Below are 16376 nucleotides of genomic sequence, written 5' to 3' on the forward strand. Positions count from 1 at the left end.
CAATAATTTCATTGTATTATGTATAAAAATAAGTTAATATACAGGTAATATATGTTTGTACATCTTTAACGAAATGGGTTTACATTCAATTGGAGGAAATTTAATGAATAAAGGACAACGTCATATAAAAATCCGTGAGATTATTGCGAACAATGAAATTGAGACTCAAGATGAACTTGTAGATACACTTAAAGATGCGGGGTTTAATGTGACACAAGCGACAGTCTCTCGAGATATTAAAGAGCTACATTTAGTAAAGGTTCCGATGCAAGACGGGAGATATAAATACAGTCTACCAGCAGATCAACGTTTTAACCCTTTACAAAAGTTAAAGCGTTCTCTCATGGATAGCTTTGTAAGTATTGATCGTGCAAACAACTTAATAGTAATGAAGACATTACCTGGAAATGCAAACGCTGTAGGTGCTCTTATTGATAACTTAGACTGGAATGAAATTTTAGGTACGATTTGTGGTGATGATACAATTTTAATTATTTGTCGAACTACAGAAGATAGCCCCATTTTAAGTGAGCGTTTCTTAGAAATGTTATAGGCGAAGATAAAAGGAAGTGAAGAAAGATGTTAGTTGAACTATCCATCAGGAACTTTGCCATTATTGAAAATCTAACAGTCCCCTTTGAAAAAGGGTTAACGGTGTTAACTGGAGAAACAGGTGCGGGGAAATCAATCATTATTGATGCAATTAGTTTATTGATTGGTGGGAGAGGATCTGCAGAGTTTGTCCGTCATGGAGCCAATCGTTCTGAAATCCAAGGCTTATTCCACATCGACAACTTATCCCATGAAATCTATTATAAGGCAGAGCAACTAGGGATCGAAATTAGCGAAGATCAGATGATTGTTTTACAACGTGATATAACATCACAGGGGAAAAGCATTTGTAGAGTAAATGGAAAGCTTGTTACTTTAGGTATTCTTCGAGAACTTGGGGAAAATTTAGTGGACATTCATGGTCAGCATGAACACCAACATTTAATGCAAGCAGAAAGGCATCTATCTCTACTAGACCAATTTGCTGGTGACAAGATCACGAGTTCACTACTTGAATATAAGCAGCTCTTTAAAAGTTTTACTCAGCTTAGCGCTAGGGTAAAACAGTTTTCAGAGAATGAGCAGAAGTTAGCTCAACGTTTAGATTTACTTCAATATCAATTGAATGAAATTGAAAAAGCCAAATTAAAACCTGAAGAGGACATACATTTATCAGAAGAGCGGTTTAAGCTTGCGAATAGTGAGAAATTATATAAAACGATTCATGATAGTTATCATGCTTTATATGGAGATGGGAAAGGTCTAGATTGGATTTTATTTGCCATGAACAACGTGGAGGATGCCGCAAACCTTGATAAAGAACTAAAGGGTTTAAAAGAGACAATAAGTAACTGCTATTATTTATTGGAGGAAGCTACATTTTCATTAAGGGATTATTATGAAGGAATAGAGTTTCATCCCGAACGTCTAAACATGGTTGAAGCTAGGTTAAATGAGATTACTCAGTTGAAACGAAAGTACGGAGCTGATGTCACAAATATTTTAGAATATTCAGCTAAGATCGAAGAAGAAATCGATACCTTATTAAACAGGGAAGAAAAAATTCAAGAACTGGAGACTCAGCGAGATAGTGTATGTGAGGATCTTTTTGTTGAGGCATCAAACCTAACAGAACTGAGACAGGCTGTTGCAAATGAATTAGTGGAGAAAATTCACCAACAGTTAAAAGATTTATTTATGGAAAAAACCAAGTTCCAAGTTGAGATATCTGAAAGATCTTCATCTGTTAGAGATCCACTTATTAATGGTAAGCATGTTCATTTTCACGAAGCGGGTATTGATAAAGTTGAATTTCTACTCTCAACTAACCCCGGTGAACCGATAAAGCCGTTAGCAAAGATTGCCTCAGGAGGAGAAATTTCTAGAATTATGCTTGCTTTAAAATCAATCTTCTCCATACACCGTGGAATAACGTCTCTAATTTTTGACGAAGTTGACACAGGTGTTAGTGGTCGCGTAGCACAAGCAATCGCGGAGAAGATATATAATATATCAAAAAACTCCCAGGTACTTTGTATCACTCATTTGCCTCAAGTAGCAGCAATGGCTTCCTCCCACTTATACATTTCCAAAGAGCAGCTAGAAAACAAAACAGTTACAAAAGTAACCACCTTATCAAAGGAAAATCAAGTGGAAGAAATAGCTAGGATGCTTTCTGGAGCTGAGACAACACCCTTAACAAGAGAAAGTGCTAAAGAATTATTGTCCCAGGCAAATAAAATTAAAGATGTATATGTAAAGCTAACCAATTAAGGTTAGCTTTTTTCTATAATAAGAGTTATAAATAAGCTTCTGTGAGGCAACATTAATATTACAGCCAAACATGGAGGTGTAGGTTAGGAGCGAGGAGAGTGAAGTATATTCATGATAGAAACTAGAAAAGTTATAGGTGTAATTCTCCTTGTTTTCATTATAGGTATCGGTTTTACAAAACCGGTCCAAGAATACGTCAGTATCCCACTGGAGTTGGTTCTTATGGAAGGCCAACAAGAACAGTTGCAAAAAGCTTTACCTGTATTTAAGATGTCCTCAACCAATGAAAATGTTTCAGTTAATGAGGAACAATTTGCAGTTTTAGCAAATAGCCAAGGAGATGCTAACGTGACAGTTACAGTGGGAGGGGCTCCTGTAAAGAATGTCGATGTTCGTGTATTAAAGGATATAAAAGTGATCCCGGGAGGCCAATCAATCGGGGTAAAACTAAATACACTAGGGGTATTAGTCGTAGGTCATCACTTGGTGAATAGTGATGACGGTGAAAAATCTCCTGGGGAAATTGCTGAAATTGAGGTTGGCGACATAATTACGAAAATTAATGGTAAGAAAATTGAAAATATGAGCCAAGTTACTCCACTTGTTCAAGAAGCTGGCGAAAATGAGGAGTCATTAAAGCTAGAAGTAATTAGAGATAATGAAGTATTACAGAAGAAATTAATCCCCTTGAAAGCAAAAGGAGAAAGTTCCTACCGTTTAGGTCTGTATATTCGCGATTCTGCAGCTGGTGTTGGTACATTAACATTTTTTGAACCAAATTCTAAGAAATATGGGGCATTAGGACATGTAATTTCAGATATGGATACACAAAAGCCAATTGTTGTAAACGATGGTCAAATTGTTAGCTCATTGGTTACTTCTATAGAAAAAGGCAGCAATGGTGATCCTGGAGAAAAACTAGCCCGTTTTACAAATGATCGAAAAATATTAGGAACTATTACGAAGAATAGTCCTTTCGGAATTTTTGGAAAGTTACATGAACCAATGAAAAATGATATCTCAGATGAAGCGTTACCGATAACATTATCTCATCAGGTAAAGGAAGGACCTGCTAAAATTTTAACAGTTGTTGATGGAGAAGAAGTTAAAGAATATGATATTGAAATTGTAAGTTCGGTACCACAGAAATTTCCAGCTACTAAAGGAATGGTTATCAAGGTTACGGATCCTGAACTTTTAGAAGCTACTGGAGGAATTATACAAGGAATGAGTGGAAGTCCAATTATTCAAGATGGCAAGGTAATTGGTGCCGTAACTCATGTTTTTGTTAATGACCCCACAAGTGGCTATGCATGTCATATTGAATGGATGTTACAAGAAGCTGGTGTTGATATCTATAGTAAGGAAAAGGCAAAGGCGAGTTAATCGACTTATGCCTTTTCTTTTTTAGATTAGATCTATTTATTATTTTTATACAAAAATACATACTTTTGTAGTTCAGTTCATGATATTATAGTAATAAGTAACAAAGATTTTTCGACAAACACTTGAAAAGTTGTTGTCAAGCATCGAATATAGTCGAAAACGAGAGAGAAACGGCAAAAAGTTATAAAAAATAAAGAAATTTAATATTTTTTTAAAAAATAAAAAGGATTTTTTATCCGATTGTCGAATTTAAAGTGATGGATAAAAAAGTATTTTATATATCTACAGGGAGGAACAATCGGTGCAAAAAATAAAAGTTTGTATTGCTGACGATAATAGGGAATTAGTAAGTTTGCTTGAGGAATATATATCAAGTCAAAATGATATGGAAGTAGCTGGGGTTGCGTACAACGGACAAGAATGTTTATCACTAGTTCAAGAAGAACAACCTGATGTATTAATTTTAGATATAATCATGCCTCATTTGGACGGATTAGCTGTACTGGAAAGACTAAATCAACAAGGTTTAGGAAAGAGACCTAATATTATTATGTTGACTGCATTTGGACAAGAGGATGTAACTAAAAAAGCAGTAGAACTTGGAGCTGCATATTATATTCTAAAGCCATTTGACATGGAGACTTTAATAAACAAGGTGAAGGAAGTTAGTGGTCACTTTCAACCGATTATTCAACATAAATCAGCTTCTATGCAATTTACTTCAAGAAAAGAACCAAAACAATTTAACCTAGATGCAAGTATAACTAGTATCATTCATGAAATTGGTGTACCAGCTCATATTAAGGGTTATATGTATCTTCGCGAAGCGATTACAATGGTTTATAACGACATTGAATTACTAGGATCAATTACGAAGGTTCTATATCCTGATATTGCTAAGAAATTTAATACAACTTCAAGCAGAGTAGAGCGTGCGATCCGTCATGCGATTGAAGTTGCATGGAGTCGTGGTAACATTGAGTCAATTTCAAGCTTATTTGGATACACAGTTAGTCATACTAAAGCAAAGCCAACAAACTCAGAATTTATTGCGATGGTTGCAGATAAACTTCGTATCGAACATAAAGTTTCATAAAACTAAACATAAAAAAGCTCATTCCTTCTAAATAGTATAGGAATGAGTTTTTTTATGTGTTGAATTATATAACAGTAAAACTGTAGATATATAACAGGTCATGTATGGGTTGGGTATATCAGACAAAAAATCATCGGAAATGTGTACAATTTCTAGTAAATTCACTGTTTTGTCAAAAACAAATCCTCGATTACAATATATAATAAGAGTATGAAAAATGTAATACAGATAATAAGTAAAAGATGAAACACAATTGGAGTAGACCAAAATCTTAGTATAATAAAAAAAAATCATATTGTATGTATAAATAATCACACCAACATATTATATGAATTTTGTTCAGAGAGGGAGATGTAAAAATGGAAGCTTGGAAAGGTTTTAATAGTGGGGAATGGACAGAAAAAATTGATGTTAGAGATTTTATTAATAAAAACTGGGATCCATATGCTGGTGATGACACATTTCTAGTTGGCCCGACAGACAGAACAAAAGAGCTTTGGGATCAAGTGTTAGATCTAATGAAAAAAGAGCGTGAAAATGGTGGGGTTCTTGATGTTGATACAAAAACAATCTCTACAATCACATCTCATGCGCCAGGGTATTTAAATAAAGAAAAAGAGCAAGTTGTTGGTTTGCAAACGGATGCCCCTCTAAAGCGCTCAATTCAACCTACAGGTGGAATTCGTATGATGGCTGCAGGTTGTGAAGCCTATGGCTTTAAGCTTGATCCACAGATTGAAAAGATTTATACGGATTACCGTAAAACACACAATGCAGGTGTTTTTGATGCATATACTAGTGAAATGTTAGCTGCACGTAAAGCAGGAATTATTACTGGGTTACCAGATGCGTACGGGCGCGGACGAATTATCGGTGATTATCGTCGTGTTGCTTTATACGGAGTAGATCGTTTGATTGAAGACAAAAAGCTTGTGAAAAAGGGTCTAGAAAAAGGTGTAATGAGTGAAGAGGTTATACGTGATCGTGAAGAAATCTCTGAACAAATACGCTCATTACAAGAATTAAAAGAAATGGCGGCGTCTTACGGGTTCGATATTTCAAAGCCTGCAACAACAGCGCAAGAAGCGTTTCAATGGTTGTATTTTGGCTATTTAGCAGCTATTAAAGAGCAAAATGGAGCTGCAATGAGTTTAGGTCGCGTATCGACTTTCTTAGATATTTATATTGAAAGAGATTTAAAAGCAGGCTTGTTAACAGAACAGGAAGCTCAAGAAATTGTTGATCACTTTGTTATGAAACTTCGTTTAGTTAAATTCTTAAGAACTCCTGACTATGATGAGTTATTCAGTGGAGATCCAACTTGGGTAACTGAATCGCTAGCAGGTATGTCTTTAGATGGTCGTCCGCTAGTTACAAAGAACTCATTTCGTTTCCTATATACATTAGTTAATCTAGGTCCAGCTCCTGAACCCAACTTAACGGTTCTATGGTCAACACAACTGCCAGATGGATTTAAAAAGTTTTGTTCGAAAATGTCAATCATGACAAGTTCAATTCAATATGAGAATGATGATATTATGAGAGCCGACTATGGTGATGACTATGGTATCGCTTGTTGTGTATCTGCTATGCGTATTGGAAAGCAAATGCAGTTCTTCGGAGCACGTGCAAATTTAGCAAAAGCTCTTCTATACACAATCAATGGTGGAGTTGACGAAAAACTGAAAATGCAAGTTGGTCCTAATTTCGAGCCAATTACATCTGAGTACCTTGATTATGAAGAAGTAACAGAAAAATTTGAGAAGTTTCAAGATTGGTTAGCTGAGCTTTATATGAATACTCTTAATGTGATTCACTACATGCATGATAAGTATAGCTACGAAAGAATTGAAATGGCACTTCATGATAAAGATATTTTACGTACAATGGCTTGTGGAATTGCAGGGTTGTCAGTAGTTGCTGATGCGTTAAGTGCAATTAAATATGCAAAAGTAAAAGTTATCCGAGATGAGGATGGAATAGCTGTTGATTATGAAATTGAAGGTGAGTTTCCGCAATATGGGAATAATGACCCTCGTGTAGATGACATTGCTACCCACCTTGTTAAGAATTTTATGGAGAAATTACGCAATCAACCAACGTACCGTAATGCAGTTCCAACTCAATCAGTGTTAACAATTACTTCGAATGTTGTTTATGGTAAAAAGACAGGGAATACTCCTGATGGAAGAAAAGCAGGAGAGCCGTTTGCTCCTGGAGCTAATCCGATGCACGGGCGCGACAAAAAAGGAGCGTTGGCTTCATTAAATTCAGTAGCTAAAATTCCTTATGAAGATTGTCAAGATGGTATTTCTTGCACATTCTCAATTGTTCCAAAAGCACTTGGGAAAGACGAAAATACTCGAATTAGTAACTTAGCTGCTATATTAGACGGTTATGCATCACAGACTGGACACCATATTAATGTTAACGTATTTGATCGTGAACAGCTATTAGATGCGATGGAGCATCCGGAAATGTATCCACAGTTAACAATTCGTGTTTCAGGGTATGCTGTAAACTTTATTAAGTTAACAAGAGAGCAGCAAATTGATGTGATTAACCGTACTTTCCACGAAAGTATGTGATAAATATGTTAGGAAGAATTCACTCAGTTGAGTCTTGCGGAACAGTAGACGGCCCGGGACTAAGATTTATCGTTTTTCTCCAAGGATGTGTATTGCGTTGTGCGTACTGCCACAATCCTGATACATGGAAGTTAAACGGTGGAATTGAAAAAAGTGTAGAAGAATTATTAGAAGAGGCTAAAGGTTACTTACCTTATATGAAGTTTTCTAATGGTGGAGTTACATTAAGTGGTGGTGAACCATTGTTACAACCTGATTTTGTTTTGGAGTTTTTCAGAAAATGTAAAGAAGCAGGAATCCATACTACACTAGATACTTCTGGATCTGTCAAACCCGGGAACTTAGAGGAAATATTAGAAGTGACAGACCTTGTTCTGCTTGACATTAAACACATTAAAGAAGAAAAACATAAACAGATTACAGGGATGTCTAACAATAACACGTTGAACTTTGCAAAACTTCTAAATGATAAGGGAATTCCTGTGTGGATTAGACATGTATTAGTCCCTGGCCTTTCTAATGATAAACAAGACTTAACTGACCTTGGAGCCTTCTTAGCAACACTATCGAACGTTGAGAAAGTAGAAATTCTTCCCTATCACAAAATGGGAGAATATAAATGGGAACAATTAGGATTAACGAATACCTTGATCGGAGTGAAACCACCTAAACAGGAAGAAGTAGATGAAGCGTATCGTCTATTAACGAAAAAACAAGAAACATGTCAAGAGTGTGGCCTTTAAGGTTACACTCTTCTCTTTTGTTGATAGTTAAGTGGTAATCAACAGATTATCAAAAGGTTGTTTTCGCAAAGTTTGTTGCTTTCGTAAAAATCCCAAAAGCCGGATTTTTACACAAAGTACTAAGAACTCACAACTAATTTAGTAAGTATTGCTCTTTTCTTACTTAATTTATTAGATGATCTTCATCTAAGGTATGTGTCCAATTATTTTAGCGTAAATAAGCAACATTGTTTAAGAAAAGAGCCTAACAAAAACAAGTTGGAATTTTGGATGAAAATTAAGGAAATGTCTAATACTAAAATTGGAATCTATACTTACATATAAAAGTGGTGGCTAGTATGTTGTCTATTGAAAAGATCAAAGGAAATGCATTTCAAGATGATAAAACTAAAAGGTTAGTTGAACGTCTTCCTAGAAAGAGTATTGCCGTTGTTGTTCATCAAGATATTGATCCGGTAGCTGCCGAAAAATTAATTCAGTGTGGAGTCAAAGCAGTTATTAACTTTAGGACATCGATGAGTGGACTGTTCTTTCATAATGGGGTTGAGGCTTTACTTAACTCAAATATACCAGTGTTTGATATAGAAGAAGAGTTATCAGTAAAGTTGGACGGGAAACTTATCATGATAAAGGAAAACACTCTTTTTTTGAGTGAAGCTGGAGCATGGAAAGAATTATGCAAGGTTGTTCGTTACAGTAATACGCAAGTAAGACAATTAAAATTGCTAGCAAAATCTCGTTTTCCAGAGCAATTTAAATCCTTTGTTGGCAATTCGCTATATTATAGTGAAAAAGAATTAAATTTGTTTGTCAGTGAAGTTCAAAGCTTACCAGTATTACGTCAATTTCTTGATAAAGAGGTTTTGATTGTAGCTAGAGGAGCAAACTATGAACGAGATTTAGTTCAATTAAAACAGATTATTAAAAGAAAGAGATTAATAACAATAGCTGTAGATGGGGGAGCTGACGGTTTACTTAAGATTGGAGTTAAACCGGACTTTATCATTGGTGACATGGATTCTGTTTCACAAAAAGCGTTAAAAAGCGGTGCTCAGTTATTGGTGCATACCTATCGTGATGGAAGATCACCTGGAGAAGTAAGAATTAACTCACTCGGTTTACCTTATAAACGAATAAAGTTTCTGGGGACTAGTGAGGATGTAGCAACCATTTTTGCATATTGTTCTGGGGCGAAAAAGTTATATACAATTGGGACAAGACTCGGTATGAATGAATTCTTAGAAAAGGGTCGAATTGGTATGGGTTCTACTTTATTAACAAGAATGAAAGTCGGACATGTACTAGTAGATCTAAAAGGTATTCATTCTTTGTTTCATGAAGAACGAGAAATAAAAACATGGACGTTATTACCTGCTGCAGTAGCTGTCCTTTTTATCGGCTTTAGTCAAAGGTTTGAGTTGTTTGTCTCATTGTTTTTTCAATGGTGGGCTGGGAGGTCATGATAAATGAAAAAAACAAATATCATACAGTTACTGACAGTTTCATTTTATTTAGTTTTTGGAATTATTGTGGGTGTTGTTTTTGACAAACAGTGGTTAAGTGATGAGCAGATGAAATATGTACAACGGTTGAGGGTTGAGAATGATCTCTTGATTCAAGAAAAACAGTCGTGGGTGCGTTATGTAGAAAATGAGTTTAATGATATCAGATTCTATACAACTGCAGAAGATGAACATTTTCAAAATTTAAACTTATTATTAGGGAGTATTGGAGTCACTTTAGAAAGATTACCTGAAACCATGGGTTTATATCAGCAAGGAATTATTATTTCCTTAGGAGAAGAACTCGAGGAAACGTATGGGTTACCACACTTGACTCTTAAAGCTATCCCGAAACATGAGGTAGATGTAAATTTAATGTACCTATCATTATTAAGGATGAAAGAGGAGTTGCTTCAATGAAAAAACCATTAATAAGTGTTGTAATTCCAGCCTTTAATGAAGAAGATCTTATTAAAATGACTTTGGTCACCTTGAATCGCTGTTCTTGGGTGAACGAATTAATTGTTGTAGATGATGGCAGTCGAGATGATACAGCAACTATTGCTGAAAAGTATTGTGATGAAGTTATTAAGTTTAAGGAGAATAAAGGAAAAGCAACTGCTTTAAAAGAGGGTTGGAAGAGAACGAAGGGCGATATAATCGTCTCATTGGATGCTGATTTAGGTATAACTGCTAGAGAGGGAGAACGTTTAGTAGAGAAGCTAGAAGTGGATAATTTAGATTGTGTCATCGCGAAATTACCTTTGCAGAAAAAGCGAGGCATTGGATTAATGAAGCACCGTGCTCAGAAATTAATATTTTCAAGAACAGGAAAGTGGTTTGAGGCACCGCTATCAGGTCAAAGAGCATTAAAGAAGAATTGGCTGCCTACTTTACTAGAAAAGGACTACATAGGCTTTGGTGTAGAAATGGCGATGACCGTTGACCTGCTAAAGGCAGGTGCAGTTGTAGATGAAGTGGAAGTGAGTTTTTTTCATCGAGCGACAGGGAAAGATTTAGATGGTTTTCTACATCGCGGGAAACAATGGCTTGATATGGAGAGAACATTAAGGAAAATGAGGGCATCATGGCAATAGTTATTATCTATCCAATTATATTATGGGTCTGTTCTTCTTTTTTTAAATCTGTCGGCTGGAGTGTTAAGAATTATTTAGGGGTGGAAGTGCCATATAGTTTAGGGTTAGGGGTTTTTATAGCTATCCTCTACTTTTCCTTTTTACTTAATGCAGTATTTTTTTTATACTTATCTGTCTTATATGTAACTGGATTTATTGATGATCGCTTTGGAACAAAGTATCCAAAAGGATTAAAGGGACACGTCAGTTTGTTTTTTAGGACAGGGAGAGTAACAACTGGTTTTCTGAAATTAGTGAGTACGTTAGCAGTTTCTTTTTCTGTCATATTCTTAGTAGAGGGAGGAATTATGGAGAAGCTAACAATGTTCTTATTATTAGTTCTTCCTCCACACGTGATGAACTTGTTCGATACTAGACCTTTAAGGGTTTGGAAGGTCATGTCAATTCACCTATTGTTTTTTTTGCCGTTATTTTATCAGATGACACTTTCAACGATCTTATCTCTTTTGTTTATTGCTCTTTGCTTGATGTATTTTGAAGGAACTAGAAAAGGGATGTTAGGTGATAATGGGGCTACACTTTTGGGGGGAGTTTTAAGTGTTGTCGCGATTGTTCACTTATCAATTACGTGGCAGTGGCTTCTAATTAGTTTTTATCTACTCATTATTTTAATTACTGAGAGGTTCTCTATATCGGAATGGATAGAGAAAACACCGCTATTGAGAAAGATAGATCGTTGGGGTGTTTCATAAAAAGGAAGAAGCTTTAATAAATAAAAGCTTCTTCCTTTTTTATGTTTAATTTTGCTTCTTAAAACGAGGGGCTACTTTGTTGTTTTTTCGATCACGGTAAAAGACAAAACCACCTATAAAGCCAAGTCCTAAAATTAGAAACATGAAACCACCTAGAAATTGAAGCCATAATGAAGGGAAAGGTGAATGTAGTATTTGAAAGAATATATCCCTCATTAATTTTATGCCGTAGACTGCGAAAAGGCCTGGAATAACTAGTATCATTAGAGCTAAAAAACGTTGCATAATGAAAACCCTCTTTATAAGAATAATAAGCATGAAAAAACGCCTTATGGTCATTTTACTAAAACTATTGGGACTTGTCCAAATGATATATTCCTTTGTTTGTTAATGCTCTCATAGTGTATAGTTAAGAGAGAGATCTGACCATTATAAACTCTAACATGAATAAGCTAAATCATGCTCATGAAAAGCGAGAAGGTGTTTTGTTTAATGAAGAAATGTTTAATCGTTGGTGCAGGCAAAGGTGGAACAGCTTTACTTAAGATTTTAGTTGAGGCTGATATGATGGAAGTCATTGCAGTTGCTGATAAGAATATGAATAGTCCTGGTATTAGCTTAGCAAAGAAACTCGGAATTAATACGAATGCAGATTGGCGTTTATTGTTAACGAATGAAGTGGACGTTGTGGTTGAAGCAACCGGAGAAGAAGAATTATTTCTACAATTGAAACAAGCTTGTGAACGGTCTGAGGTTGTCTTAATCCCTAGTTCTGTTGCTACGTTACTTTTTAACCTAATTGAAGAAAAAGAAACACTAATTGATCAATTGAAAAATTATTATTCAAAACAAGAAATCATTTTAAATTCTGCCCATGATGGAATGATCGCGATTGATGAAAAGTCAACCATCACCCTTATAAACAGAAGTGCGGAACAAATGATTGAATTGAACAAAGAAGACGTTGTAGGTAAGAATATTCAAGATGTCTTACCCTCTACTGAATTAAATAGAGTGCTCCTAACTGGTAAAGTGGAGATGAATAAGACCCAAGAACTACATAATGGATTAAAAATAGTCACAACTCGGGTGCCGATGGTTCATGACAACAAAATAGTTGGTGCACTTGCGGTATTTAAGGATATTACAGAAATTGTCCAAATGGCAGAAGAGGTTACAAACTTAAAAAGTATTCAAACGATGTTAGAAGCTATATTCTCTTCTTCAGACGATGCAATATCAGTTGTTGATGAAAATGGCATAGGACTAATGATTAACCCAGCTTATACGAGGTTAACGGGCTTAACTGCTGATCAAGTAATCGGGATGCCTGCTACGACAGATATCTCAGAAGGTGAAAGCATGCATATGCATGTGTTGAAAAATCGGAAAGCTGTTCGAGGAACAAGAATGAAGGTAGGTCCTAAGAAAAAAGATGTAATTGTAAATGTTGCTCCAGTTATTGTTGATGGAATATTAAAAGGTAGTGTTGGGGTTCTTCATGATATGTCAGAAATTAAATCTCTTACAGACGAGCTAGAGAGGGCTAGACAAATTATTCGAACTTTAGAAGCTAAATATTCTTTTGATGACATTATAGGAACTTCTGAAGAAATGAACTTTGCCATCCAACAAGCACAATTGGCAGCCTCTACTCCTGCAACGATTTTACTTCGAGGTGAGTCGGGGACCGGTAAAGAGTTATTCGCTCATGCTATTCATAATGAAAGTGACCGTAAATACAATAAATTTGTTCGAGTCAACTGTGCAGCTATTTCAGAAACCCTTTTAGAAAGCGAACTCTTTGGATATGAAGAAGGAGCTTTTTCAGGGGCAAAAAGGGGCGGGAAAAGAGGTCTTTTTGAAGAGGCGAATGGAGGGAGTATCTTCTTAGATGAAATAGGTGAGCTTTCAACAAATACTCAAGCAAAACTTCTCCGTGTTCTTCAAGAAGGTGAGATTATTCGAGTAGGAGGAACGAAGCCTACTTCAATTAATGTTAGAGTAATAGCAGCCACGAACGTAAACTTAGAAAAGGGTATAAATAAAAATACATTTCGGGAAGATTTATACTATAGGATTAATCGCATGCCTATCTATATTCCTCCACTAAGAAAACGTAAAGAAGATATTCCGGCTTTGGCAACTCATCTAATACTAAAAATTAATCAAGACTATGGCAGGAACGTTACAGGCCTTACTAGAAAAGCTGAATTAATGTTGATGGATTATAATTGGCCAGGTAATGTTCGAGAATTGGAGAATGTTCTCGGTCGGGCGATGATTTTCATGCGTTATAATGAATTGGAGATGGACAAACATCACATTCCTGACCTAACGTCAGAAAATCAAAAAGAAATGAGAACAACGCAAGAAGTTGCTCCTAATAGTAATGAGGTAAGTTCACTTTCTAAAAAAGTGATGCAATTCGAAAAAGAACAGATCGTACAGGCTCTGCAAAAGCATAAAGGGAATAAAACGGCTACCGCTAAGAGTTTAGAATTATCGATCCGAAATCTTTATTATAAGATGGAGAAATACAACATTGAAATAAATGACATGCAATAAGTTGCATGGTATGATAAATGTTGCATGGTATATTGAAGGAATTGTGAACAAAAAGTGTACATAATACATGGATTTACAATTTCTTAATAATTGGCATGAAATTTGCATTTATATTTATGTAACCATGTATACAACAATGAAAGGCGGAGAATTCGTGAATTTAGATCAATTTATGGAAGAGGCAAGTAGCCTTCCGGCAAAGGTTGTAGCAATAGCTGCCGCAGAAGATGAAGAAGTAATCGAAGCTGTAGTGAAAGCTGTTGAGAAAAAGATAGCAACCTTTATTTTATTTGGAAATGCGGATAAAATTCAATCTCTGCTCACTTCAAGAAGTACTACTGGTTATGAAGTGAGTCAATTCGTGAATATTGTTGATGCAAAGAATGATAGTCATGCTGCGCAACTTGCAGTGCAGGCCGTCAGCAGTGGTAGTGCTGATGTTCTAATGAAGGGTATGGTTTCAACTTCTTCTATCTTAAAAGAGGTTCTTAACAAAGAATATGGTCTTAGAACAGGAAGTGTGTTGTCCCATGTAGCTGCTTTCCAAATAAACGGGTTTGATCGTCTAATTTTTGTTACGGATGCAGCAATGAATATTGCACCTGATCTTAAGCAAAAAGCAGAGATTATTAATAACTCAGTAACTTTGGCAAGAAGACTAGGAATAGATCTACCAAAGGTCGCGGCAATTTCAGCAATTGAAACCGTTAATCCGAATATGGGTTCTAGTGTTGATGGAGCACTACTTGCTCAAATGAATGCCCGAGGTCAAATAAAAGATTGTATTGTAGATGGTCCTCTTGCGTTAGATAATGCTATTTCAATAGAAGCAGCAGAGCAAAAAGGCATAAAAGGAGAAGTGGCAGGTAACGCAGATATTATTATGGTACCTTCTATTGAAGTTGGAAACGCCTTATACAAATCCTTAGTATATTTTTCTAAGGCAAAAGTAGGTGCTGTAATTGTTGGAGCTAAGGCACCAATCGTGTTGACATCTAGAGCAGATTCAGCTGAAAGCAAATTGTACTCACTAGCGTTAGCAGTTCGTTCAGTTAGCTAAATGAAAAAGAGTGAAAAATAGGGAGGAAAAAGAGGATGGAATTATTTAAGTATATGGAAATGTATGACTATGAGCAGGTTGTTGTTTGTCAAGATAAACAATCAGGTTTAAAAGCAATTATTGCTATCCACGATACTACACTAGGTCCTGCTTTAGGTGGTACAAGAATGTGGACATACAATTCTGAAGCAGAGGCATTTGAGGATGCTCTTCGTTTAGCTAAAGGAATGACCTATAAAAATGCTGCTGCAGGTTTAAATCTAGGCGGTGGTAAGACGGTAATCATTGGTGATCCTCGTAAAGACAAAAATGAGGAAATGTTCCGTGCGTTTGGTCGCTACGTTCAAGGTTTGAATGGTCGATACATTACGGCCGAAGACGTTGGAACAACGGTGGCAGATATGGACCTTATTCATGAAGAAACAGATTATGTTACAGGGATTTCACCAGCGTTTGGTTCTTCAGGTAACCCATCACCAGTAACAGCTTATGGCGTTTATGTTGGTATGAAAGCAGCTGCAAAGGAAGCATTTGGCTCAGACTCTTTAGAAGGGTTAACAGTAGCTGTTCAAGGGGTAGGGAATGTTTCGTTTACTCTTTGTAAACATCTCCATGAAGAAGGTGCAAAGTTAATTGTTACGGATATTAACAAAGAAGCTGTTGCAAGAGCGGTTGAAGCATTTGATGCAAAAGCAGTAGATATTAATGATATCTACAGTGTTGATTGTGATATCTTTTCTCCGTGTGCATTAGGAGCAATTATTAACGATGATACAATTCCTCAATTAAAAGCAAAAGTTATTGCAGGTGCTGCAAATAATCAATTAAAAGAAACAAGACATGGAGATTTAATCGCTGAGCTAGGTATTGTTTATGCTCCGGATTATGTGATTAATGCCGGTGGAGTTATCAACGTAGCTGACGAGTTATACGGATATAATCGTGAGCGTGCCCTGAAAAAAGTAGAAACGATCTATGATAAGATCGAAGCTATTTTTGAAATTTCAAAAAGAGACAAAATTCCTACTTATTTAGCAGCAGACCGTATGGCGGAGGAAAGAATTGCAAAAATGCGTCAATCTCGCAAGCAATTTTTAGTTAACGAGCACAGTATTTTAACTAGACGTCGTTAATTATTAAATAGAGGGTGACTTAATTAATCAATCAATAAAAAAGTTAGTTAAGAGTATTTTAACGCATACTAACCTTAGTAGTTTTTGATGATCAAGTTTAGTTATCCTCTATCGCTTTTATAGGAT

General features: G+C 35.8%; 14 protein-coding genes. 13 read left to right on the forward strand and 1 reads right to left on the reverse strand.

Annotated features, from left to right (window positions below):
- Window positions 1-103: 103 nt before the first annotated feature.
- From ahrC to DS745_RS14975, 10 genes are all read left to right on the forward strand, one after another.
- A complete protein-coding gene (gene ahrC, locus DS745_RS14930; RefSeq protein ID WP_129079034.1) occupies window positions 104-553 on the forward strand; it encodes a transcriptional regulator AhrC/ArgR in 450 nt (149 codons plus the stop codon).
- 26 nt (window positions 554-579) lie between these two features.
- The gene (recN, locus tag DS745_RS14935) at window positions 580-2325 is read left to right on the forward strand and encodes a DNA repair protein RecN (protein WP_129079035.1); all 1746 of its coding nucleotides are present in this window, start codon (window positions 580-582) and stop codon (window positions 2323-2325) included.
- Window positions 2326-2436: 111 nt separating this feature from the next.
- On the forward strand, window positions 2437-3711 hold the full coding sequence (gene spoIVB, locus DS745_RS14940) for a SpoIVB peptidase (protein WP_129079036.1): 1275 nt from the start codon (window positions 2437-2439) through the stop codon (window positions 3709-3711).
- A gap of 301 nt (window positions 3712-4012) precedes the next feature.
- Window positions 4013-4807, forward strand: coding sequence for a sporulation transcription factor Spo0A (gene spo0A, locus DS745_RS14945; RefSeq protein WP_129079037.1), 795 nt, complete (start codon window positions 4013-4015; stop codon window positions 4805-4807).
- Window positions 4808-5166: 359 nt separating this feature from the next.
- Window positions 5167-7395, forward strand: coding sequence for a formate C-acetyltransferase (gene pflB, locus DS745_RS14950; protein ID WP_129079038.1), 2229 nt, complete (start codon window positions 5167-5169; stop codon window positions 7393-7395).
- 5 nt (window positions 7396-7400) lie between these two features.
- Window positions 7401-8138 carry a pyruvate formate-lyase-activating protein gene (gene pflA, locus DS745_RS14955; RefSeq protein ID WP_129079039.1) on the forward strand — a complete coding sequence of 246 codons (738 nt, stop codon included), beginning with the start codon at window positions 7401-7403 and terminating at the stop codon, window positions 8136-8138.
- 338 nt (window positions 8139-8476) lie between these two features.
- Window positions 8477-9601: a putative cytokinetic ring protein SteA gene (gene steA / locus DS745_RS14960; protein ID WP_129079040.1), complete on the forward strand. Its 1125-nt coding sequence runs from the start codon at window positions 8477-8479 to the stop codon at window positions 9599-9601.
- 3 nt (window positions 9602-9604) lie between these two features.
- A complete protein-coding gene (locus DS745_RS14965; protein WP_129079041.1) occupies window positions 9605-10060 on the forward strand; it encodes a hypothetical protein in 456 nt (151 codons plus the stop codon).
- Entirely contained in the window at window positions 10057-10737 is a 681-nt protein-coding gene (locus DS745_RS14970) for a glycosyltransferase family 2 protein (RefSeq protein ID WP_129079042.1), read from the forward strand. The genes DS745_RS14965 and DS745_RS14970 overlap by 4 nt, the downstream gene beginning before the upstream one ends.
- Complete coding sequence (locus DS745_RS14975; RefSeq protein ID WP_129079043.1) at window positions 10728-11489, forward strand: hypothetical protein; 762 nt, start codon at window positions 10728-10730, stop codon at window positions 11487-11489. The genes DS745_RS14970 and DS745_RS14975 overlap by 10 nt, the downstream gene beginning before the upstream one ends.
- A 45-nt stretch (window positions 11490-11534) precedes the next feature.
- On the opposite strand, the gene DS745_RS14980 is transcribed toward DS745_RS14975, so the two are convergent.
- Window positions 11535-11774: a DUF2627 domain-containing protein gene (locus DS745_RS14980; protein WP_129079044.1), complete on the reverse strand. Its 240-nt coding sequence runs from the start codon at window positions 11772-11774 to the stop codon at window positions 11535-11537.
- A 207-nt stretch (window positions 11775-11981) separates the two neighbouring features.
- Here DS745_RS14980 and DS745_RS14985 point away from each other — a divergent pair, with 207 nt between their 5' ends.
- The 3 genes from DS745_RS14985 (at window position 11982) to bcd (ending at window position 16250) form a co-directional block, all read left to right on the forward strand.
- Window positions 11982-14057 (forward strand): sigma-54 interaction domain-containing protein, encoded by a 2076-nt coding sequence (locus DS745_RS14985; RefSeq protein WP_129079045.1) that lies wholly within the window; start codon window positions 11982-11984, stop codon window positions 14055-14057.
- Between the two features lie 154 nt (window positions 14058-14211).
- Complete coding sequence (yqiS, locus tag DS745_RS14990) at window positions 14212-15117, forward strand: phosphate butyryltransferase (protein WP_129079103.1); 906 nt, start codon at window positions 14212-14214, stop codon at window positions 15115-15117.
- 35 nt (window positions 15118-15152) lie between these two features.
- Entirely contained in the window at window positions 15153-16250 is a 1098-nt protein-coding gene (gene bcd / locus DS745_RS14995; RefSeq protein ID WP_129079046.1) for a branched-chain amino acid dehydrogenase, read from the forward strand.
- Window positions 16251-16376: the final 126 nt, after the last annotated feature.

Origin of the sequence: Anaerobacillus alkaliphilus, from assembly GCF_004116265.1 — a bacterium.
GTDB lineage: Bacteria > Bacillota > Bacilli > Bacillales > Anaerobacillaceae > Anaerobacillus > Anaerobacillus alkaliphilus.